At 35.4% G+C, this 23108-nt stretch carries 15 protein-coding genes; 5 read left to right on the forward strand and 10 right to left on the reverse strand.

Going from position 1 to position 23108, the window contains the following annotated elements:
* Window positions 1–79: 79 nt before the first annotated feature.
* Window positions 80–1198, forward strand: coding sequence for a 3-isopropylmalate dehydrogenase (gene leuB, locus R3L15_RS10835; RefSeq protein ID WP_338731663.1), 1119 nt, complete (start codon window positions 80–82; stop codon window positions 1196–1198).
* Between the two features lie 82 nt (window positions 1199–1280).
* On the opposite strand, the gene ilvA is transcribed toward leuB, so the two are convergent.
* The 7 genes from ilvA to gltB all read right to left on the reverse strand — a co-directional run bounded on the left by ilvA (window position 1281) and on the right by gltB (window position 14381).
* On the reverse strand, window positions 1281–2543 hold the full coding sequence (gene ilvA, locus R3L15_RS10840) for a threonine ammonia-lyase IlvA (RefSeq protein WP_338731664.1): 1263 nt from the start codon (window positions 2541–2543) through the stop codon (window positions 1281–1283).
* A gap of 10 nt (window positions 2544–2553) precedes the next feature.
* On the reverse strand, window positions 2554–4053 hold the full coding sequence (gene ilvC, locus R3L15_RS10845) for a ketol-acid reductoisomerase (RefSeq protein ID WP_338731665.1): 1500 nt from the start codon (window positions 4051–4053) through the stop codon (window positions 2554–2556).
* A gap of 12 nt (window positions 4054–4065) precedes the next feature.
* The gene (gene ilvN, locus R3L15_RS10850) at window positions 4066–4593 is read right to left on the reverse strand and encodes an acetolactate synthase small subunit (RefSeq protein WP_338731667.1); all 528 of its coding nucleotides are present in this window, start codon (window positions 4591–4593) and stop codon (window positions 4066–4068) included.
* Between the two features lie 2 nt (window positions 4594–4595).
* Window positions 4596–6329 (reverse strand): biosynthetic-type acetolactate synthase large subunit, encoded by a 1734-nt coding sequence (ilvB, locus tag R3L15_RS10855; protein WP_338731668.1) that lies wholly within the window; start codon window positions 6327–6329, stop codon window positions 4596–4598.
* 30 nt (window positions 6330–6359) lie between these two features.
* The gene (gene ilvD, locus R3L15_RS10860) at window positions 6360–8039 is read right to left on the reverse strand and encodes a dihydroxy-acid dehydratase (protein ID WP_338731670.1); all 1680 of its coding nucleotides are present in this window, start codon (window positions 8037–8039) and stop codon (window positions 6360–6362) included.
* A gap of 377 nt (window positions 8040–8416) precedes the next feature.
* Window positions 8417–9883, reverse strand: a complete 1467-nt coding sequence (locus tag R3L15_RS10865) for a glutamate synthase subunit beta (RefSeq protein WP_338731672.1) — start codon at window positions 9881–9883, stop codon at window positions 8417–8419.
* Between the two features lie 4 nt (window positions 9884–9887).
* Window positions 9888–14381 (reverse strand): glutamate synthase large subunit, encoded by a 4494-nt coding sequence (gene gltB, locus R3L15_RS10870; RefSeq protein ID WP_338731674.1) that lies wholly within the window; start codon window positions 14379–14381, stop codon window positions 9888–9890.
* A 451-nt stretch (window positions 14382–14832) separates the two neighbouring features.
* Between gltB and R3L15_RS10875 the strand changes: the two genes are divergently transcribed.
* Together R3L15_RS10875 and metK are read left to right on the forward strand one after the other, a co-directional pair.
* Entirely contained in the window at window positions 14833–16110 is a 1278-nt protein-coding gene (locus tag R3L15_RS10875; protein ID WP_338731676.1) for an ammonium transporter, read from the forward strand.
* Window positions 16111–16357: 247 nt separating this feature from the next.
* The gene (gene metK / locus R3L15_RS10880) at window positions 16358–17611 is read left to right on the forward strand and encodes a methionine adenosyltransferase (RefSeq protein WP_338731677.1); all 1254 of its coding nucleotides are present in this window, start codon (window positions 16358–16360) and stop codon (window positions 17609–17611) included.
* A 39-nt stretch (window positions 17612–17650) separates the two neighbouring features.
* Here the strand turns inward: metK and R3L15_RS10885 are convergent, their stop codons facing one another.
* Window positions 17651–18391: a GLPGLI family protein gene (locus R3L15_RS10885; protein WP_338731678.1), complete on the reverse strand. Its 741-nt coding sequence runs from the start codon at window positions 18389–18391 to the stop codon at window positions 17651–17653.
* A gap of 126 nt (window positions 18392–18517) precedes the next feature.
* Between R3L15_RS10885 and R3L15_RS10890 the strand changes: the two genes are divergently transcribed.
* Together R3L15_RS10890 and R3L15_RS10895 are read left to right on the forward strand one after the other, a co-directional pair.
* Window positions 18518–19297, forward strand: coding sequence for a hypothetical protein (locus tag R3L15_RS10890; RefSeq protein ID WP_338731679.1), 780 nt, complete (start codon window positions 18518–18520; stop codon window positions 19295–19297).
* 3 nt (window positions 19298–19300) lie between these two features.
* Window positions 19301–19915, forward strand: a complete 615-nt coding sequence (locus tag R3L15_RS10895) for a deoxynucleoside kinase (protein ID WP_125467908.1) — start codon at window positions 19301–19303, stop codon at window positions 19913–19915.
* A 67-nt stretch (window positions 19916–19982) separates the two neighbouring features.
* On the opposite strand, the gene R3L15_RS10900 is transcribed toward R3L15_RS10895, so the two are convergent.
* Complete coding sequence (locus R3L15_RS10900; protein ID WP_338731682.1) at window positions 19983–22406, reverse strand: sodium-translocating pyrophosphatase; 2424 nt, start codon at window positions 22404–22406, stop codon at window positions 19983–19985.
* A gap of 120 nt (window positions 22407–22526) precedes the next feature.
* On the reverse strand, window positions 22527–23054 hold the full coding sequence (locus tag R3L15_RS10905) for an inorganic diphosphatase (RefSeq protein ID WP_338731684.1): 528 nt from the start codon (window positions 23052–23054) through the stop codon (window positions 22527–22529).
* Window positions 23055–23108: the final 54 nt, after the last annotated feature.

A 23108-nucleotide genomic window follows, 5' to 3' on the forward strand; every position in this document is an offset into this window, starting at 1 on the left:
CAAAAAAGCGAGAGCGAAAGCACGACCCGAAAGGGAAACGCCAAAAACAAAGATAAAAGAACTAACAAATTACAATTTTATGAAACTAAACATTGCTGTATTGCCTGGAGATGGTATTGGACCCGAAGTTACGGAGCAAGCTATAAAAGTGCTTCAAGCCATTGCTTTAGAGTTTGATCATACATTTACTTTTAAACAAGCACCCGTTGGTGCCATAGCTATAGATGAAACTGGATCACCACTTCCTGACACGACATTGAACCTATGTAAACAAAGCGACGCTGTACTTTTTGGAGCTATTGGCGATCCAAAATACGACAACAATCCTAATGCAAAAATCCGTCCAGAACAAGGTTTATTAAAGCTTAGAAAAGAACTAGGTTTGTTCGCAAATATTCGTCCTGTAAAAGCTTACGACATGTTATTGGATAAATCGCCCTTAAAAGAAGAGAATATTAAAGGTACTGATATTAGCATTTACCGTGAATTAACTGGCGGCATTTATTTTGGCGAGAAAAAACTTAACGATACAGAAACTGTTGCTTCAGATTTATGCGAATACTCTAAAGAAGAAATAGAGCGCATTGCTCACTTAGCTTTTAAAGCTGCTCAAACTAGACGTAAAAAAGTAACTTTAGTCGACAAGGCTAATGTTTTAGAAACGTCTCGTTTGTGGCGAAAAGTAGTTAAACAAGTTTCCGAACACTATTCTGATGTAGAATTAGATTTCTTATTTGTAGATAATGCTGCCATGCAAATGATATTAAACCCAAAACAGTTTGATGTTATTTTAACCGAAAATATGTTTGGCGATATTATAAGTGATGAAGCTAGTGTTATTGGTGGTAGTATTGGGTTATTAGCATCGGCATCGGTAGGTGATAAACACGCTATGTTTGAACCCATACATGGCTCTTATCCACAAGCTAAAGGCAAAGGCATTGCCAATCCTGTAGCTTCTATTTTATCGGCCGCTATGCTACTAGATCATTTTAAGCTACATAATGAAGCTAATATGATTAGACTTGGTGTTGAAAAGTCGCTACAATTACAAATTACAACACCAGATTTAAACTCAAAACATGAAAACATCACAACCGATAAGGTTGGCAACTTTATAGAAGACTTTATTAGTCACCCAAAAGACACTAATCTAAATTTTGCAAATATTCATTTAGGCCAGTCCACGATTATTTAGTTTGTTGATTAGTTATTTTTAATTGTAATCGGGAAAAAAGCACCTTAATAAGGTGCTTTTTTATATTATATACTTTTAAGTGTTACACTAAAAACTGAAACAAATCGGGTTTGTTGTTTAAATAATCACCGTAAAAATTTCTAGCTTTCATTTTAGTAATTAAAGGCTCTAAATCTTCTTTAAACTTTAACTCTATACCTACAACAGCTGAACCTGTATCTCGGTTAGATTTTTTTGTATACTCAAAATGTGCAATGTCATCGTTTGGTCCTAAAATATCTACTACAAATTCTTTCAATGCGCCTGCACGTTGCGGAAACTTCACAATAAAATAATGCTTTAAATTTGAGTACAATAACGCACGTTCTTTTATCTCGGCAGTACGTGTAATATCATTATTACTTCCACTTACCACACAAACCACATTTTTACCTTTAATTTCTTCTTTAAAATCACTTAAAGTTGAAATACTTAATGCGCCAGCAGGCTCAACCACAATAGCATCTTTATTGTATAAATCCAAAATAGTTTGACACACTTTGCCTTCGGCAACTGTTACCATTTGATCTAAATTTGATTTACAAATTTCAAAATTTAAATCGCCTACGCGTTGCACTGCTGCGCCATCTACAAACTTTTCGATGTGATTAAGTTGTGTGTTTTTTTGATTTTCAATCGACGTTTTCATGGAAGGCGCGCCTAAAGGTTCTACCCCAATAATTTTAGTTTGTGGCGATAATTCTTTAAATATTGTTGATAATCCAGCTGATAATCCGCCACCACCAACGGGCACAAACACATAATGTATTGGATGTTGTGCTTGATCTATAATTTCTAACCCAACTGTAGCTTGACCTTCGATAACTTTTTCATCGTTAAATGGATGGATAAATGCTTTTGAAAGACGTTGGCATTCCTCCATAGCAAGATGATAAGAATCATCAAAAGTATCGCCTTCAAGAATAATTTCAATGTAATCTTCACCAAACATTTTTACCTGCTCTATCTTTTGTTTTGGCGTTGGAGCAGGCATATAAATAGTTCCTTTAATTTTTAATAATTTACAGGACAAAGCAACACCTTGCGCGTGGTTACCAGCACTAGCACAAACAATACCATTTTTTACTTCTGAAGCTGATAACGAAGACATTTTATTGTAAGCGCCTCTAATTTTATAAGAGCGTACTTGCTGCAAATCTTCACGTTTAAACATGATATTACAGTCAAATTCTTTAGAGTATCTAAAGCTTGTTGTTAGCGGTGTAACCGCTGCAACATCATGTAACTTTTCAGCTGCAGCTTCTACTGCTTTTAATTTAGGAGAATAAATGGTTTGCGTTTGCATTGGTTTGTTTTTAAGCTAAAACAGTTTCTTCTTTAGCTTCAGTTTTTATCACTTTCATTGCTGTCATTGCGGCACGAAGACGTTTGCCAACGGTTTCGATGGGGTGATTTCTAATGGCATCATTCACTTTGATTAATTCGATATTATCAACACCTGTTTTTGTTGAAAATGACTTTCCTATTACTGAAGTATTTACCGTTTTCATAAAATCTGCTAATAATGGTTTACAAGCATGATCAAATAAATAACAACCATATTCAGCAGTATCTGAAATTACGCGATTCATTTCAAATAACTTTTTACGTGCAATGGTATTTGCTATTAATGGTAATTCGTGTAACGATTCATAGTAAGCAGAATCTTCGATTATTCCTGCGCTTACCATAGTTTCAAAAGCTAGTTCTACACCAGATTTTACAAATGCTACTAATAACACACCATGATCAAAATACTCTTGTTCTGTGATGTGATCTGAAGTTAATTCGGTTTTTTCAAAAGCAGTTTCACCAGTTGCTGCTCGCCATTTTAAAAGATTTACATCATCATTTGCCCAATCTTCCATCATGGTTTTTGAGAAATGACCAGAAATGATATCGTCCATATGTTTTTCGAATAACGGACGCATGATAGTTTTTAATTCTTCAGACAATTCAAATGCCTTGATTTTTGAAGGATTTGACAATCTATCCATCATGTTTGTAATTCCGCCATGTTTTAAAGCTTCAGTAATAGTTTCCCAACCAAACTGAATTAATTTCGCAGCATAACCCGCATCAATTCCTTCGGCAACCATTTTATCAAAAGATAAAATTGCACCAGTTTGTAACAAACCACATAAAATAGTTTGCTCGCCCATTAAATCAGATTTTACCTCAGCCACAAAAGACGATTCTAAAACACCAGCGCGATCACCACCAGTAGCAACTGCGTAAGCTTTTGCTTGCGCCCAACCTTTATTTTCTGGATCGTTTTCTGGATGCACAGCAATTAATGTTGGCACACCAAAACCACGTTTGTATTCCTCGCGCACTTCGGTACCTGGACATTTTGGCGCAACCATAATTACCGTAATATCTTTACGGATTTGCGTACCTTCTTCAACAATATTAAACCCATGCGAGTAGCTTAACGTTGCGCCTTTTTTCATTAAAGGCATCACTTGATTTACTACATCTGTATGTTGCTTATCTGGTGTTAAGTTTAAAACCAAATCTGCTGTTGGAATTAAATCGTCATAAGTTCCAACATTAAAACCGTTATCGGTTGCGTTTTTATACGACGCACGTTTTTCATCTATAGCTTGTTGGCGCAAAGCATAAGAAATATCTAAACCAGAATCTCTCATGTTTAATCCTTGGTTTAAGCCTTGTGCGCCACAACCTACGATGACTATTTTTTTATCTTTTAATGCAGCTACACCATCTTCAAATTCTGAAGCGTCCATAAATCTGCATTTTCCTAATTGTTCTAATTGTTTTCTTAATGGTAATGTGTTAAAATAATTTGCCATTTTTGTTTGTTTTTAGTGTTGAAAAGCTTCCAACATTTTAGTTATTTCCATTGGTGTTTTGGTGACTGCAATTCGTCCAGAACGAGTGAATTGTAAAATTCCAAATGCACTTAATTCTCTGTGTAATAATTCTATTTCGCTTCGTCTTCCTGATTTTTCAAGCACAAAAAACGCTTTATTTACAGTGACGATTCTGGCGTTACTTTCTTTAATAATATTTTGAATTTGTCGCTCTTCAAACAATAAATCTGATTTGATTTTGAATAGACAAGATTCTTGATAAATAATCTCTTCTTCAGTGTGATAATAAGCTTTAATCACCTCAACCTGTTTTTCTATTTGACCAATAATTTTTTTCATTTGGTCCTCGGTTAACTTCACCACAATGGTCCATTTAGACACATTTTCGATTTCTGAAGCTGAAGAATTTATACTCTCAATATTGATGTGTCTACGTTGAAATATTGCCGAAATACGGTTTAATAGTCCGATATTATTTTCGGTATAAATAGAAACGGTATATAATTTATTTTCACTCATAATTACTCTAATCTTACGTCTGAAACACTTGCACCTGTTGGTATCATCGGGAATACATTGTCTTCTTTTTCAACCATAACTTCTAAGAAATACGGACCTTTAGTTTCCATCATTTCTTTTACTGCATTGGCTAAATCTTCTCTTTTAGACACGCTTTTAGCATCAATATGATAGCCTTTTGCAATTGCAACAAAATCTGGATTTTCCATTTCTGTAGAGGCATAACGCTTATCAAAAAACAGCTGTTGCCACTGTCTTACCATACCTAAAAAATTGTTGTTTAATACCACAATTTTTACTGGTACTTTGGTTTGAAAAATGGTTCCTAATTCTTGGATGGTCATTTGGTAACCACCATCACCAGCAATCATCACCACGTCGCGTTCTGGTGCGCCCATTTTTGCACCAATCGCAGCTGGTAAAGCAAATCCCATAGTACCTAATCCGCCAGACGTAATATTACTTTTTGAGACATTGAAATCGGCATAACGACATGCAATCATTTGGTGTTGACCAACATCGCTAACTATTGCGGCTTCACCTTTGGATTGCTCATTAATCTCTTTAAGCACTTCACCCATAGTCAAGCCATCTTTTGTTGGATGTAAATCGTTTCTTATGACTTTATCAAATTCAACTTGATATAAATCTTTAAATTTTTGATGCCATTCTGTATGCGAATTTTCTTTTAAAAACGGAAGAATTGCAGTCAAAGTCTCTTTTGAATTTCCTAAAACAGCAACATCTGTTTTTACATTTTTATCAATCTCAGCAGGATCAATTTCAAAATGAATCACTTTAGCTTGTTTAGCGTATGTAGCTAAATTTCCAGTAACACGATCGTCAAAACGCATTCCGATTGCGATTAAAACATCACATTCGTTAGTTAAAACATTTGGGGCATAATTACCGTGCATACCAACCATGCCGACATTTAATGGATGTGTTGAAGGAATTGCCGAAGCACCTAAAATAGTCCAAGCCGATGGCAAACTTGCTTTTTCGATAACAGCTTTAAATTCAGCTTCAGCTTCACCTAAAATCACACCTTGTCCCCAAACAACAAGAGGTTTTTTTGCGTTATTTATTAAATCTGCAGCAGCTTGCAAATCAACTTGATTGGTTTCAGGAATTGGTTTGTAACTTCTAATTCCTGTACATTTTTCGTATTTAAAATCGAATTCTTCAAACTGCGCATCCTTCGTAATATCTATTAAAACAGGACCAGGACGACCACTTTTTGCAATATAAAACGCTTTAGCAATGACTTCAGGAATTTCTGAAGCTTTTGTGACTTGATGATTCCATTTGGTAACAGGTGTAGAGATACCAACAATATCGGTTTCTTGAAACGCATCGCTACCTAATAAATGCGAGCCAACTTGACCGGTAATACACACCATTGGCGTGCTATCTATTTGCGCATCTGCAATACCTGTGATTAAGTTGGTTGCGCCAGGACCAGAAGTTGCCATAGCGACACCAACTTTACCAGAAATGCGCGCGTAACCTTGTGCTGCGTGTGTAGCGCCTTGCTCGTGACGTGTTAAGACATGATGAATTTCGTTTTGAAATTTATACAACTCATCATAAACCGGCATAATAGCGCCGCCGGGATAACCGTAAAGCACATCTACTCCTTCTGCTATTAAGCTTCGAACAACCGCTTCGCTACCCGAAATGCGAATAGTTTTTGAAGTAGATTGCTCGTTGTTTTTTATCGTTTTTGTTTCCATAAATTAGTATGGCGTTAATTAGTTTCTATTCTAAAACTCGTCGGTTACACAACCTTTGGATGCAGACGACACCGTTTTAGCATATTTATAAAGGACACCACGATTAAATTTTAATTCTGGTGCTATCCATGATTGTTTTCTTTGTGATAATTCTTCTTCTGAAACTTCAAGTTGAATGGAATTGGTTTCAGCATCTATTGTGATAAAATCGCCATTTTTAACTAATGCGATTGTACCACCATCTTGAGCTTCTGGCGTAATGTGACCAACGACAAAACCGTGTGTTCCGCCAGAAAAACGTCCATCGGTAATTAACGCTACGTCTTTACCTAAACCTGCACCCATAATGGCAGCAGTTGGTTTAAGCATTTCTGGCATTCCTGGTCCGCCTTTTGGTCCTTCGTATCTAATGACAACTACATCTCCTTTTTCTACTTTACCATCTCTAATACCATCGTTTGCTGCATATTCACCTTCAAATACTTTTGCTTTTCCGCGAAAGCGTAATCCTTCTTTTCCTGTGATTTTTGCAACACTTCCGTCTTCGGCTAAATTACCATACAACATACGCAAGTGTCCTGAAATTTTTATTGGTTCTTCAATTGGTTTTATCACGTCTTGACCTTCGGTTAAATCTTCAATATCAAATAAATTTTCTGCCAACGTTTTTCCGGTAACGGTTAAACAATCACCATGGATTAAGCCTTTGTTCAACAGATATTTTAATACAGCAGGAATACCACCAACGCGATGTACGTCTTCCATTAGGTATTTTCCGCTAGGTTTTAAATCGGCTAAAAAAGGTGTATTATCACTGATATTTTGAAAATCTTTTAATGTGAAATTAATATTCGCCGCTCGTGCAATTGCCAAAAAGTGAAGCACTGCATTGGTCGATCCGCCTAAAATAGTCACCAAACGAATAGCGTTTTCTAAAGATTTGCGTGTAATTATATCACTTGGTTTAATATCTTTTTCGATTAATAATCTCATCGCTTCGCCAGCTTTTATGGCTTCTTGTTTTTTCTCTTCGCCAGTTGCTGGATTTGATGAATTGAAAGGTAATGTCATTCCTAAAGCTTCGATTGCTGACGCCATCGTATTTGCTGTGTACATTCCGCCACAAGCACCAGCGCCAGGACAAGCTTTTTCAACTATATTTTGATATTCGCTTTCATTCATTGTACCAGCGACTTTGCTTCCCCAAGCTTCGAAAGCGGAAACGACGTCTAGTTTTTTTCCGTTATGGCAACCAGAATCAATAGTTCCTCCATACACCAAAATACTTGGTCTATCTAATCGAATCATCGCCATTAATGCGCCTGGCATATTTTTGTCACAACCAACAACGGTTATTAGTCCATCATAACTCATAGCTTGCACAACGGTTTCCATAGAGTCGGCAATAATATCTCGTGACGGCAAAGAATATCGCATACCTGGTGTACCCATAGAAATACCATCACTTACACCAATGGTATTAAAAATTAAGCCTACAACGTCTTCATTTTTTGTGCCTTGCTTAGCTAATTTTGCTAAGTCATTTAAGTGCATGTTGCACGGATTACCTTCATAACCTGTACTTGCAATACCAATAATGGGTTTATAAAAATCTTCTTTGGTTAATCCTATGGCGTGCAACATGGCTTGTGCAGCTGGTTGCGTAGGATCTTGTGTTACTGTTTTACTGTATTTATTTAGTTGACTCATATAGTCTTTATGTTGTTTTTAAAATAATTATCTAAATTAATAATTTGACTTCTGGCAACTTCTAAAATATTAAGTATCAGACTAAAGTCAGCCTCAAACACAACCACCCAAATAGCTGACAATGAGAAGTTTAAATAATTTTAAATATGATGTTCAGAAGCTTGTTTAATTTGAAAACTTATAAATTTCAATTTGAAATGAAGCCAACAAAAAAGCCTTCCTGAAAAAGGAAGGCTTTTTTATTTATTCTAAAATAATAGATACCATTCCTTACCACCGTGATTTAATAATCACAATGCTAATAATTGAAATGATATTTACGATCTGTTTGTTCATCTTGATAATCAAATATTGAAATTATTTAATTAAAATCCAAATTACACTCTAGGTAAATCGCCTTCTTCTTTTAATGGTAAATTAGATTTTCCCATTAAAAAGGCATCTACGTGATGTGCTGCTTGACGACCTTCGGAAATTGCCCAGACAATTAACGACTGACCACGACGCATATCTCCTGCAGTAAAAATACCTTTTACATTAGTTGCATAATCTTTTTCGGTTGCTTTGATGTTGGTTCTAAAATCCATTTCTAAACCAAATTGTTCTGCTAAAGTTTTTTCGGCACCAGTAAAACCAAGTGCTAACAATGCTAAATCGCAGTCCCAAGTTTGTTCTGTTCCAGGTAATTCTTTTAGTTCTGGTCTTTCGCCTTCTTTAAAAATCCATTCGACTTCAACCGTTTTTAAACCAACTAAATTTCCGTTTTTATCACCTAAAAACTCTTTAGTAGAAATACTAAAAAAGCGCTCTACACCTTCTTTATGTGATGTTGTAGTTTTTAAGCGCATAGGCCAATAAGGCCAAGGTTGATGTGCTGGACGACCTTTGGTTGGTTTACTTAAAATCTCAAAATTTGTTACAGATGTTGCACCATGACGATTACTTGTACCTATACAATCGCTACCAGTATCGCCACCACCAATGACGATTACTTTTTTGTCTTTAGCTGAAATAATTTCATCTTCACCTATCAATCCATCAACATATTGGTTGTTTTTCTTTAGAAATTCCATTGCTTGATGCACACCTTTTAGATGGTTTCCTTTTATAGGAATATTTCGCCTAACTGTCGCGCCGCCACATAAAAGAATCGCATCAAAATCTGCTTTAATCGTTTCGACACTTATATTTTGTCCAACATGAGCATTGGTTTTGAATGTTATGCCTTCGTCTTCAAGAATTTTAATACGCCTATCAATGACTTTCTTTTCTAACTTAAAGTCGGGAATACCGTAACGCAACAAACCGCCAACTTTTGCGTCGCGCTCAAAAACCGTTACCAAATGTCCTGCTCTATTTAATTGCTGAGCTGCTGCTAAACCTGATGGTCCAGAACCTACAACAGCAACTTTTTTACCCGTACGATGTTTTGGCGGATGTGCTTCTACCCAACCTTCTTTAAAGGCGACTTCAGCAATATTTTTTTCAATATTTTCAATGGTTACTGGGTCTTCGTTAATACCTAAAACGCATGCTTCTTCACAAGGTGCTGGACACAAACGACCTGTAAACTCTGGAAAGTTATTAGTTGCATGTAAAATTTGTGCTGCTTCTTTCCATCGCCCTTTATAGACTTTATCGTTAAAATCCGGAATTAAATTACCCAACGGACAACCGCTATGACAAAACGGAATACCACAATCCATACATCTAGCGCCTTGATTTTTGAGTTTTTCCTCTTTTAAAGGCACTGTAAATTCTTTATAATTTTTAAGACGTTTTTCTACTTTTAAATAACCTTCGTCCTCTCTTTTATATTCTAAAAACCCTGTTGTCTTTCCCATAATCTTACGCTTTTACAGTTTGCTCTTCTGCTATTTTTATTAATGCTTGTCTGTATTCTTCTGGTAATACCTTAATGAATTTTGGCAATTCTGTTTGCCAATTTTCGAGAATACGTTGTGCTAACGGACTTAATGTTGCGTTGTAATGATTCTCTATTAAGTCTTTTAATTCTGAAATATCTTCAGCAGTTTCAACTGGATCAAGATTTAATCCTTCTTTATTACAATGTTGCTCAAAGGTATTTTTTGGATCGTAGATATATGCAATTCCGCCACTCATTCCTGCTCCAAAATTACGGCCAACTTCACCTAAAATCACTGCACGTCCGCCAGTCATATATTCGCAACCATGATCTCCAATACCTTCTACAACAGCACTTGCACCTGAATTACGCACACAAAAACGCTCGCCCGCTTTTCCGTTAATATAAGCTTCACCAGATGTTGCACCGTAAAGCGCTACATTACCAATGATTATGTTTTCTTCAGGCACTAAAGTAGACTCGTCAGGAACTTTTACCGCTATTTTTGCACCAGATAATCCTTTTCCTAAATAATCATTAGAGTTACCATTAATAACCAAGGTTAAACCTTTTGTTGCAAACGCACCAAAGCTTTGTCCTGCAGCACCTGTAAAATTGATTTTTAAAGTGTTGTCCGGTAAACCTTGTGCGCCATAAATTTTTGAAATTTCGTTACTTAAAATTGCTCCGAAAGCGCGATCACGATTGGTGATTTTTGACTCTAAAACTGTTTTTTCTTTACGGAACAACGCTGGATGTGACTTTTCTATAATTTTAAAATCTAAATGTTTATCTAAATCATGTTCTTGTGTTGTAGTGTTATACCGTTTTGTATCAGATTTCACCGGCACTTCATGAAGAATTGGCGTTAAATCCAAACCTTTGGCTTTATAATGTTCAATAGCTTTTGTACGACTTAATTTTTGTACTTGACCAACCATTTCATTGACAGTTCTAAAACCAAGCTTAGCCATAATTTGACGTAATTCTTCAGCAATGAAATACATATAATTCACTACGTGCTCTGGTTTTCCTTTGAACTTTTTACGAAGCTCTGGATTTTGCGTTGCTATTCCGACAGGACATGTGTTTAAATGACACACCCGCATCATTACACAACCGGAAGCTACTAAAGGCGCCGTTGCAAACCCAAATTCTTCAGCGCCTAACAAACAAGCTATTGCTACATCTCGTCCTGTTTTTAATTGTCCATCGCATTCTAAAACCACACGATTTCTCAAATCGTTCATTACCAAAGTTTGTTGCGCTTCGGCAATTCCTAATTCCCATGGTAAACCAGCGTGTTTTAAGGAAGTTAATGGTGATGCTCCTGTTCCACCATCAAAACCTGAAATTAAAATTACATCTGCTTTAGCTTTTACAACTCCAGCAGCAACGGTTCCTACTCCAACTTCAGATACTAATTTTACATTAATACGCGCTTCTCTATTAGCCGATTTTAAATCGTAAATAAGTTGCGATAAATCTTCAATAGAATAAATATCGTGATGTGGCGGTGGCGAAATCAGCCCTACATAAGGTGTAGAATTTCTAGTTTTGGCAATTGCCGGATTGACTTTTGGCCCTGGTAATTGTCCGCCTTCACCTGGTTTTGCGCCTTGTGCTATTTTTACTTGAATTTCTTTGGCATTACTTAAGTAATTAGATGTGACTCCAAAACGCCCAGAAGCTACTTGCTTAATTGCGCTGTTTTTCCAATCGCCAGCAGCATCTTTATAAAAGCGTGTTTCATCTTCGCCTCCTTCTCCAGAGTTACTTTTTCCGCCAATACGATTCATTGCAATGGCTAAATTTTCATGAGCTTCTTTACTGATGGAACCATAAGACATGGCTCCTGTTTTAAAACGCTTCACGATTTCTGTCCAAGGCTCAACTTCTTCAATAGGAATTGGGTCGTAATTTGTGAATTCAAACATCCCGCGAATAGTCATTAATGCCTTGGATTGATTGTTCACTAACTCTGAATATTCTTTATAGGTTGTTGGGTTATTTTCTCGAACCGCTTGCTGTAATTTTGCAACCGATAACGGATTAAACATGTGTTTTTCGCCATTACGCCTCCAACGATATTCGCCACCAATTTGCAAATCTAAATCGCCAGCAATATCCTGCGTTTCAAAAGCTACTTGATAACGTTTGTAGATTTCTTTTTCAAGTTCCATAAGTCCAACGCCTTCAATTCGTGTTGGTGTGTTTGGGAAATATTTATTTACGACGTTTGAGTTGATTCCGATACATTCAAACAATTGTGCGCCTCGATAAGAATTTAATGTTGAAATTCCTATTTTGTTCATCACTTTTAAGATACCCTGACCAACGGATTTGTTGTAATTTCGAATTGCTTCTTCAAACTCTAAATTTAAATCCGGTAAATGACTTTCGATAATTTCATTTACCATATACGGATTGATTGCACTAGCTCCAAACCCAAACAATAATGCAAAATGATGCACTTCGCGAGGTTCGGCAGACTCAATTATCAAACTCGCTTTTGAACGTTTACCTAAACCATACAAACCATGGTTTACATAAGAACAAGCCAATAAAGCAGGAATTGGCGCTTTTCCTTGAGTGACATTTCTATCGGAAAGCACAATAATACTCACGCCATTATCTATAGCTTTTGATGCTTGTTGCACCAATCTTTCAAGTGCTTTTTCCAGACCATTAGTACGTTCATTAACATCATAAAGCATTGAAATAACCTCAACATTATAATCTTCTTTGCCTTTGTAATTAATGAGTTTATCTAAATCTTGTTTTGAAATAACCGGATTTTGAATTTTTAATTTTCGACAGTGCTTTTCGTTAATATCAAATAGATTATAATCGCGACCAAGTGTTAAGCTGATATCTGTAATCATTTCTTCTCGAATACCGTCCAAAGGCGGATTGGTAACCTGCGCAAATAACTGCTTGAAATAATTATAAATTAACTGTGGACGCTCTGATAATACTGCAATTGGTGCATCAGAACCCATTGAACCAATTGGTTCTTTTGCTTTGGAAGCCATTGGTAAAATAATGGTATTTACATCTTCTTTCGTGTATCCAAATATCTGCTGGCGTGTATTTAGCTCTATTTCGTTGTGCGTAATTTGGTAATCACTATACTTTATATCTTTTAATCTGGTTAAATTTTTATCCAGCCACTTACGATAAGGATACTTACTAACAATTTTATTTTTGATTTCTTCGTCATTTACAATACGACCTTCGTTCATATCAACCAAAAACATTTTTCCTGGCTCTAAACGCCCGTGATATTCAACATTTTCTGGTTTGATATCCATAACTCCAGTTTCAGAAGACATAATCACGTAACCCGATTTTGTAACTGTATATCTTGATGGTCGTAATCCGTTTCTATCTAAAACCGCACCTATATAATTTCCATCAGTAAAAGGAATAGATGCAGGACCATCCCAAGGCTCCATTAAACAAGAGTTAAATTCGTAGAAGGCTTTTTTCTCGTCAGACATGTCCTTGTATTTTTCCCATGCCTCTGGCACCAACATCATCATAACTTCAGGAAGCGAACGACCAGTCATTAATAAGAACTCTACAACCATATCCATTTGGGCAGAATCTGATTTCCCATTTAAAACCGTTGGAAAAATCTTTTTTATATCTGGCCCAAACCAATCGCTTTGCATGAGTTCTTCACGAGAAAACATACGTGACACATTACCTCGACGTGTGTTGATTTCACCATTGTGACACATATAACGAAACGGTTGTGCTAAATCCCAAGTTGGGAATGTATTGGTTGAAAATCGTTGATGTACCAAAGCCAGTTTAGCATCCAATAACGGATTTATTAGGTCCTTATAGTATAAACTGATGTCTTCCGGCTTTAAAAGTCCTTTGTATATAATCGTTTTTGTAGATAAGCTTGGAAAGTAAAAATATGATGCTTGCGACAGTTTGGAGCCATAAATATCATGCTCTGCGATTTTACGCGCTGCGAAAAGTTTTAAGTTGAACTCAAACTCTGTTTGTTCCTCACTTGCCTTACCAACAAACACTTGTTTTATAAAAGGCTCTGCAGTTGCTGCAACTTGCCCTAAAACTGAACTATCTACAGGCACATTTCTCCAACCTAAAATTTTAAGTCCTTGGCTATTTATAGCATCGTTGAAAACATTAATACAATATTGCATTTGGTTTTCCTTTTTTGGTAAAAACATATTACCAACGGCATAGCTACCTAGTTCTGGGAGATTAAAATCACAGTTCTCTTTAAAAAACACATGAGGTACATCAATTAAAATACCTGCTCCATCACCTGTTTTTCCGTCAGCATTTACAGCTCCTCGATGCTCTAGTTTAACAAGAATCTCTAATGCTTTGTGAATAATATCATTTGAACGACTTCCGGTTAAACTGCAAATAAATCCTGCTCCACAATTATCGTGTTCAAATTCTGGCAAATATAACCCTTGCTTTTCCATAATAGCCTTTATATGTTGTTAAAAAAATATTGAACTAACTAATGTACAAGGTCTTAAACAAAAAAACATCATACCCAAAAAGAATTACACTATATCTAATTTGGCTTTATTGAATTATTAAAATCATAAAATTACACCTCTAAAATTACCATACTATTAACATGGTTTTAAAATGAAACTTACTATACCCTAAAACTCTTTTAAAAAAATGATCTTGCTTTTGCTAAAAAGACAATTCAATTAAAGAATCAACAAAAAACACCACATATAATAAACACCCTTTATTTTTAAAGGGGTAAAAATAAAAAAACAACAAAAATTTAAAAATCACCCCCAAAATAAACAACCTAATAAACGTTTTTTACATAGATTTACCAAAAAACAATCAATTTTTAGTTTTAAAAACTAAGCAACTAAAAAAGTATACGAATCAGCAATTTTAATTAACAAAATGTACCCTATTATCTTTTCATCATTATTAACAAATCAAGAGGTTTTAGCAACAAAAGGAGACATGGGAATGTTATGGATACTTATTTCTGGTATTCTTGTATTCTTTATGCAATCTGGTTTTACTTTAGTAGAATCTGGCATGACACGATCAAAAAATGTTGTGAATATTGCTATGAAAAACATATTAGATATTGCCGTAGGTTCTCTAGTCTATTGGCTGATAGGATATTCGCTAATGTATGGCACCTCTAATGGCTGGATAGGATGGGACGGTTTTATGTTTAATCAAGGCCCTGCAGATTTATTTTTTCAAACAGTTTTTTGTGCTACAGCAGCAACTATAGTTTCTGGGGCTATTGCTGGCAGAACTAAATACTCTACTTACATTGTATTCTCTTTAGTTATGACAGCCCTAATTTATCCCATAGCTGGCGGTTGGCAATGGAACAGTAATGGCTGGTTAGCCAATCTTGATACACCTTTTATTGATTTTGCAGGATCTTCTATTGTTCACTCAGTTGGTGGCTGGGCTGCTTTAGTAGGCGCCTGCATTGTTGGCCCAAGAATGGGAAAATATATTAACGGCAAACCTGTAATAATACCTGGTCATAATAAACTATTAGCCACATTAGGCGTTTTTATACTTTGGTTAGGTTGGTTTGGCTTTAATGGTGGTTCACAACTTGCTTGGGGTGGCAATGATGCTGTTAGCGCATCAATGGTTATTTTGGTTACTAACTTATCAGCTAGCGCCGGAGCATTAGGAGCTCTTTTTACAACATGGTTTAAAGACGGAAAACCCAATCTAGACATGACACTTAATGGTGCTTTAGCAGGATTGGTAAGTATAACAGCTGGATGTGGTAATATGACTGAAGGTGGCGCTGTATTAGCTGGCCTAATTGGCGGTATTCTTGTGGTATTCTCGATGGAATTTATAGAAAGCAAACTTAAAATTGACGATGCCGTAGGCGCAGTATCAGTTCACGGTGTTGCCGGAGCATGGGGAACACTCGTTATAGGACTTTGGGGTGTTGACAAAGGTAAAGGAATTGGATTATTTAATGGAGGTGGCACTGCGCAACTTAGTTCTCAGGCCATAGGTGTGTTATCATATGCTTTATGGGCGTCAATTATTGCATTTGTGTTCTTCTTTATACTAAAAAAGACTATGGGTCTTCGTGTTTCTAAAGAAGAAGAAATACAAGGATTAGACCTTTCAGAACACGGCACAATAGCGTATCCTGGGAAACGACAAAGAGAAATTCATGATTAATCATGCCCTTGATTAGTTTTTTTATGTTGATTGAAAGCCCTGAAGTAACCTTCAGGGTTTTCTTTTTTTTATTAAAATACAACGTGTTCATTTTTCAGAAACATAATTATTTGTACTTTTGCTCCGATAATTTTTTGAGGAAAGATTTGAACTGATTGCAACCTCATTAAAAAATGCTAAAGCAGTAACCTTTACTCCTTTAGTATTCTCTCTGCAATTCAGTTAAAAACATAAAAAAAACTTTAAGATGCCATATTTATTCACATCTGAAAGTGTTTCTGAAGGACACCCAGATAAAATAGCAGATCAAATAAGCGATGCCCTAATTGATAACTTCCTCGCTTTTGACAAAGATTCTAAAGTAGCCTGTGAAACTCTAGTTACCACTGGTCAAGTTATCTTAGCTGGTGAAGTTAAATCGAACACTTATTTAGACGTTCAACAAATAGCCAGAGATGTTATAAACAAAATAGGCTATACAAAAGGCGAATATATGTTCGACGGGAATTCTTGCGGTGTACTCTCGGCTATTCACGAACAATCTGACGACATAAATCGCGGTGTTGATCGCAACAACAAAGAAGAACAAGGCGCGGGAGATCAAGGTATGATGTTTGGTTATGCCACCAAAGAAACCGATAACTACATGCCATTAGCATTAGATTTATCGCATACTATTTTAAAAGAATTAGCAGCTTTACGAAGAGAAAATAAAGAAATCACCTATTTACGCCCAGATTCGAAAGCACAGGTAACAATAGAATATAGCGATGATAATGTACCGCAACGCATAGACGCTATTGTTGTTTCTACGCAGCACGATAATTTTGATGAAGACGACACGATGCTACGTAAAATTCGTGAGGATATTAAACGTATTTTAATTCCGCGAGTTATAGCTAAACTTCCAAAACATATACAAACTTTATTTAACGACAACATTAAATATCATATAAACCCTACCGGAAAATTTGTTATTGGTGGACCTCATGGTGACACAGGCTTAACAGGACGAAAGATTATCGTAGATACTTATGGCGGAAAAGGCGCTCATGGTGGTGGTGCTTTTTCCGGGAAAGATCCTAGTAAAGTAGATAGAAGTGCTGCTTATGCCACAAGACATATTGCTAAAAATTTAGTTGCAGCAGGTGTTTGCGATGAAATTCTAGTGCAAGTAAGTTACGCCATTGGTGTTGTAGAACCTATGGGGATTTTTGTTGACACATACCAAACTAGCAAGGTAAACTTAACAGATGGTGAAATAGCTCAAAAAGTTTCTGAAATTTTTGATATGCGTCCTGCAGCCATTGAAAATAGACTAAACCTAAGACAACCTATGTATAGCGAAACAGCAGCTTATGGCCACATGGGAAGAAAAAATGAAACTGTTAAAAAAACTTTTACACAACCTAACGGAGAAAGCACCAGCTTAGATGTTGAGCTTTTTACTTGGGAAAAACTTGATTATGTTGACACCATAAAACAAGCATTCAACCTATAAAAAAGGCCTCCAATTTAGGAGGCCTTTTTTAGTACTATATTATAGTTTTCGTATTTCTGTCAATTTCTTTTTTACTATCTCAGCATACTGGTCTTTAGTAACTTTTTTTCCATCAATAGGTTTTATAATTTCTGTACCTTCTGAAGGATTCAGAGTTAATTTAGAACACAGAATAGAAATTTTATCTGTACTCACCTCTAAAATTAAGCCTGGTAACCCCCAATATTCTGATGGCCCTTGACTTACTGGTATTTCCTTAGCATACCAAGCTGTAATAGTTGTTGCTACAGAAGTACCATCCTCTTGCACGACATGATTTACAATAGTTGCTTTATTACAGGTATGTTCCCCTATTTGCTTGGTTTCTTCACCTGTTTTCCATTCTATTTCTGTTAAAGAATCATCTATTAAAAATGTCTCTCCAAAAAATTTTTGCTCCACAAGAAGCTTACTCTCTTCAATATTTTTATACATTTTTTTAAAAGATGAGCCATCTGTCATCATTTCAAAGCCTTCTTGTTGATTAGAATTTTCTTCGATGTATACTGATTCTGATTGATTAAAATTTAGCACATACGTTTTCTCCAACACATGCTTCATACGGTTGGCTATTATCTTTTTTTGTTGTTCACTTAATTGTCGGCTTCTCATTTTATTTATATCAATGGTCGTTTTATAGTGATAAGTCGCTTGTCCATGAATATTTTGAGCGAAAATAGTGTTTGATAATAATGCAATAAGAGCAGCAAATAAAACAATAGTAGGTTTAGTTTTTTTCATTATAAGTAGTTTTTGCAATAGTTTACTTAGACTAAAGTTGGGGCTAGTCTATTTAATTTTTGTAATTAAGAAACTAAAATATAAATTATCTAGTTTATTCTATCTTTGAATAAAAGAAAATTAAACATGCAGAAGTTTATTATCTTAAGTCTCTTTTTATCATCTTATATGTTTTCACAAGAAAACATTAACACAAAATCAATAGACACCATTGATATTCAAGAGAATACAAGTTGGATTAACATTGACAACTTTGAAACTACTTATATTATAAAAGAAAATACATTTTATAAACTTACTGAACAGGAACATTTTAATTATAGTAACTACCAACTGGGCAAACCATCTACTGTAAATATTTTCAACCCTCTAAAGATTAATCTTTTTTACGAAGATTTCAACACTCTTATTATTCTCGACAATAGATTGGCAGAAATTTTTAAAATTGATTTTAATACCACCCTACCTTACAAAAATGTCCTATGCGTTAGTACTGGTAACGATAATTCTGTTTGGTTATTTAATACAGATACGCAAACTTTAGAACTTTACGACTTTAAAAAAAATATTATAAAAGCTAAAAGTCAACCTCTAGCAGAGCAACCTATTTCAATGACAAGTAACTTTAATTTTTGTTGGTTACTAACTCCTAATTACATTTACAAATACAATTACTTTGGAAGTTTAATTTATAAAATAAAAAATAATGCTTTTGAAAGCATTTCTCAATTTAACGAAAGACTGTATTTGGCTAAACAAAATAAAGTTTACCTCTATGATGAAGAGAATTCTAATTACAGAAAAGTAGACACCTCTAATTTGTTAATAAAACAGTTTTTCGTAAACCACGAAACCTTGTATATTTACACAGGAAAAACCTTAAATAAACTCCACCTAAAACTTTAACATATGCACTTTGCTGTAGCAGGAAATATTGGCGCAGGTAAAACAACGCTAACCAAACTTTTAGCTAAACACTATGCTTGGGAACCTCAATTAGAAGACGTTGTTGACAACCCTTATTTAGACGATTTTTATAACCAAATGGAACGTTGGAGTTTTAATTTACAAGTGTACTTTTTAAATTCTCGGTTTAGACAAGTCCTTCAAATTAGAGAAAGTGGTAAAGACATTATTCAAGATAGAACCATTTACGAAGATGCTCATATTTTTGCACCCAATTTGCATGCCATGGGCCTAATGACAAATAGAGACTTTGAGAACTACCGTTCATTGTTTGATTTAATGGAAGAACTTGTACAAGGTCCCGATTTATTAATTTACTTAAGAAGCTCTATCCCTAACTTAGTAAAACAAATTCATAAACGTGGTAGAGATTACGAAAACTCAATAAGCATTGATTATTTAAGTAGACTAAATGAACGTTACGAAGCCTGGATTCATGGCTATGAAAAAGGCAAATTACTTATTGTTGATGTTGATGATTTAGACTTTGTTTCTAAACCAGAAGATTTAGGCAATATTATAAATAAAATAGATGCCGAAATAAACGGTTTATTTTAACCTCATATGCATTAGAAACAAAAAAGCCTCGCATTTATTTACGAGGCTTTTTTATTTTATAGTTTTATTATTGTTTTTTCGCAGCATCACCTGTTTGATGAAAACTTGTTGCTTCTTCTTTTAACTCGTCAATTTTCTTAAGCACCTCTTCCTTAGTCCCACTAATTACTGTTTCTGTAATAACAGGCTCTCCTCCTCCAGACGGTATTGTCTTTGTTTTCACAGAAGCTTTCGCCATATCCTCATTAATAACTTTTAGATCAACAAGAACCTTTTTAATCTCATCGTTTTTCACCTCAACAACCTCTTCAGTTGTTAATTGAGCCATACCTTCTTCTGTTGAATGCCCTCCCAATATAGGAGCAATCACCAACCCTACTAAACAAGTTAATTTTATAAGAATGTTCATAGAAGGCCCAGAAGTATCTTTGAATGGATCTCCTACTGTATCACCTGTAACTGCAGCTTTATGGGCATCGGAACCTTTGTATTCCATTTTCCCATCTATTTCTACACCAGCTTCAAATGATTTTTTAGCATTATCCCAAGCACCACCAGCATTGTTTTGGAAAATAGCCCACATAACACCCGATACACAAACACCTGCCATATAACCACCTAATGGTTCGGCACCAAATATTAATCCAATTATAATTGGGGTAATAATAGTGATTAAGCCAGGAACAATCATTTCTCTTAAAGCTGCTTTTGTAGAAATATCAACACATTTAGCATACTCAGGGGTTGCAGTTCCTTCCATAATTCCTGGAATTTCTTTAAACTGCCTACGCACTTCTTTTACCATCTCCATAGCGGCCTTACCTACCGATTGCATTGCTAAGGCTGAAAAGATTACAGGAATCATTCCTCCAACAAATAGCATAGCTAAAACATCTGCTTTAAAAATATTAATACCGTCTATCCCTGTAAATGTTACATAGGCCGCAAATAACGCTAAGGCAGTTAATGCCGCAGAAGCAATAGCAAATCCTTTACCAACGGCAGCTGTTGTATTTCCAACGGAATCTAAAATATCTGTACGCTCACGAACATGCGATTCTAACTCACTCATTTCGGCAACTCCGCCAGCATTATCGGCAATTGGCCCAAAAGCATCTATAGCTAATTGCATAGCGGTTGTTGCCATCATGGCCGAAGCCGCTAAAGCGACACCATAAAAACCAGCTAATGTATACGAGCCATAAATTGCAGCAGCAAATAGAATAACTGATAAAAATGTTGATTTCATACCTACAGCTAAACCTGCTATAATATTGGTTGCTGCACCGGTTGAACTATTTTTCACAATATCTAAAACAGGTTTTTTACCTAAACTTGTATAATGTGCTGTAACTACAGAAATTAACGCTCCAACTGCCAACCCTATACACGCCGACCAGAACACGTTCATTGAAGATACTTCAACATAGCCTTCTCCAAAGAACTTCATACTCATAGTTTCAGGTAGCATATATTTTATCAATCCAAAACTAGCTATTAATGTTAGCACAATTGCTATCCAGTTTCCTGTATCTAAAGCTTTTTGTACTTGAGGTTCTTTAGCTTCGTTATTAGAAATTTTCACTAAAAATGTTCCTATAATAGAAGCTAAAACACCAACTCCTGCTATAACTAACGGCAGTAAAATAGGTCCCATATTATTGAAACTATCTGTAAATGGTCCGTTTACAGACATATCCTTAATAACGTAATTACCTAAAACCATGGCAGCTAACACAGTAGCGACATAAGACCCAAACAAATCGGCTCCCATACCGGCAACATCCCCTACATTATCTCCAACATTATCGGCAATTGTTGCTGGGTTACGCGGGTCGTCTTCTGGAATCCCGGCTTCTACTTTACCTACTAAATCGGCACCTACATCAGCTGCTTTGGTATAAATTCCACCACCTACACGCGCAAATAACGCAATAGATTCGGCTCCAAGTGAAAATCCTGCTAAGGCTTCTAAAGCAATAGTCATTTCAGAATAGAAAGACGCTTCTCCAGTGACAAACATTTTTACAAAAATGAAGAACAATAAACTTAATCCTAATACAGCTAAACCCGCTACTCCTAATCCCATAACAGTACCTCCACCAAAAGATACTTTTAGTGCATTTGGCAAACTTGTTTTAGCGGCTTCTGCAGTTCTCGCATTGGCTTCAGTAGCAATTCTCATTCCCACATTACCTGCTAAAGCTGAGAAAAATGCTCCTAACACAAAGGCGACTATTATAATCCAATGCGTTGTATCTACTAACATTGAAATAATACCTAAAGCTATAGCCGCTATAACAACAAATACTAAGAGCAATCTATATTCGGCTCCAAGAAAGGCTAATGCACCTTCTTTAATTGATTTAGATATACTTTGCATTCTTTCATCTCCAGGCGCCTGCTTTTTTACCCAAGACATTTTCACGAACATAAACAGTAGGCCTACTATGGCTAACACCATAGGTACAAAAATCATATTTGATTCCATATTAAATATTTAAAAATTGGTTTATTAGTTAAGTGAAGGTAAATGTAGGAAAAACAATGAAAACAAAAAACCTCTTAATAAAATTAAGAGGTTTTTATAAAAATCGTAATATTTTAAGGACTATATTGTGAAATTTCCTTTTTCTTTGTGCTCGCTATTATTGTAACGCTCTACACATTTATTATAGATTTCGATAGCTTCTTTTGCATCTCCCCAACCACCAACATCAACTTTCTTCTTTTCTAAGTCTTTATACACTTTAAAGAAGTGCTCGATTTCTTTAATTCTATGTGGATTTAATTGACTTAAATCTTCATATCTGTTCCAAATAGGGTCTGAAACTGGTACACAAATCAACTTTTCATCTGGTCCTTTCTCATCTGCCATATGAAACACGCCTATTGGCTTTACCTCCATAACACATACTGGAAATGTAGGTTGATGCCCCATAATTAAAACATCTAATGGATCGCCATCTAATGCTAATGTTTCTGGAATAAACCCATAATCTCCTGGATACATCATTGAAGAGAATAACATACGATCGAATCGTATTTTTTTCAATTCAAAATCGTATTCATATTTATTTCTACTTCCTTTTGGAATTTCTATTAAAACATCAAACGTTTTATTCTCTACGTTACTCATAATTAAATTTTAAAGGCTGCAAATATAAGGCATACTCTCTATTTAGACAATAAA

It is taken from the genome of Mangrovimonas cancribranchiae, from assembly GCF_037126245.1.
Lineage (GTDB): Bacteria > Bacteroidota > Bacteroidia > Flavobacteriales > Flavobacteriaceae > Mangrovimonas > Mangrovimonas cancribranchiae.

Excerpts from the sequence above, each read along its gene's own strand:
- leuB (WP_338731663.1), top strand. The coding sequence starts at position 80 with ATGAAACTAAACATTGCTGTATTGCCTGGAGATGGTATTGGACCCGAA.
- ilvA (WP_338731664.1), bottom strand. The coding sequence starts at position 2,543 with ATGCAAACGCAAACCATTTATTCTCCTAAATTAAAAGCAGTAGAAGCT.
- ilvC (WP_338731665.1), bottom strand. The coding sequence starts at position 4,053 with ATGGCAAATTATTTTAACACATTACCATTAAGAAAACAATTAGAACAA.
- ilvN (WP_338731667.1), bottom strand. The coding sequence starts at position 4,593 with ATGAGTGAAAATAAATTATATACCGTTTCTATTTATACCGAAAATAAT.
- ilvB (WP_338731668.1), bottom strand. The coding sequence starts at position 6,329 with ATGGAAACAAAAACGATAAAAAACAACGAGCAATCTACTTCAAAAACT.
- ilvD (WP_338731670.1), bottom strand. The coding sequence starts at position 8,039 with ATGAGTCAACTAAATAAATACAGTAAAACAGTAACACAAGATCCTACG.
- R3L15_RS10865 (WP_338731672.1), bottom strand. The coding sequence starts at position 9,883 with ATGGGAAAGACAACAGGGTTTTTAGAATATAAAAGAGAGGACGAAGGT.
- gltB (WP_338731674.1), bottom strand. The coding sequence starts at position 14,381 with ATGGAAAAGCAAGGGTTATATTTGCCAGAATTTGAACACGATAATTGT.
- R3L15_RS10875 (WP_338731676.1), top strand. The coding sequence starts at position 14,833 with ATGTACCCTATTATCTTTTCATCATTATTAACAAATCAAGAGGTTTTA.
- metK (WP_338731677.1), top strand. The coding sequence starts at position 16,358 with ATGCCATATTTATTCACATCTGAAAGTGTTTCTGAAGGACACCCAGAT.
- R3L15_RS10885 (WP_338731678.1), bottom strand. The coding sequence starts at position 18,391 with ATGAAAAAAACTAAACCTACTATTGTTTTATTTGCTGCTCTTATTGCA.
- R3L15_RS10890 (WP_338731679.1), top strand. The coding sequence starts at position 18,518 with ATGCAGAAGTTTATTATCTTAAGTCTCTTTTTATCATCTTATATGTTT.
- R3L15_RS10895 (WP_125467908.1), top strand. The coding sequence starts at position 19,301 with ATGCACTTTGCTGTAGCAGGAAATATTGGCGCAGGTAAAACAACGCTA.
- R3L15_RS10900 (WP_338731682.1), bottom strand. The coding sequence starts at position 22,406 with ATGGAATCAAATATGATTTTTGTACCTATGGTGTTAGCCATAGTAGGC.
- R3L15_RS10905 (WP_338731684.1), bottom strand. The coding sequence starts at position 23,054 with ATGAGTAACGTAGAGAATAAAACGTTTGATGTTTTAATAGAAATTCCA.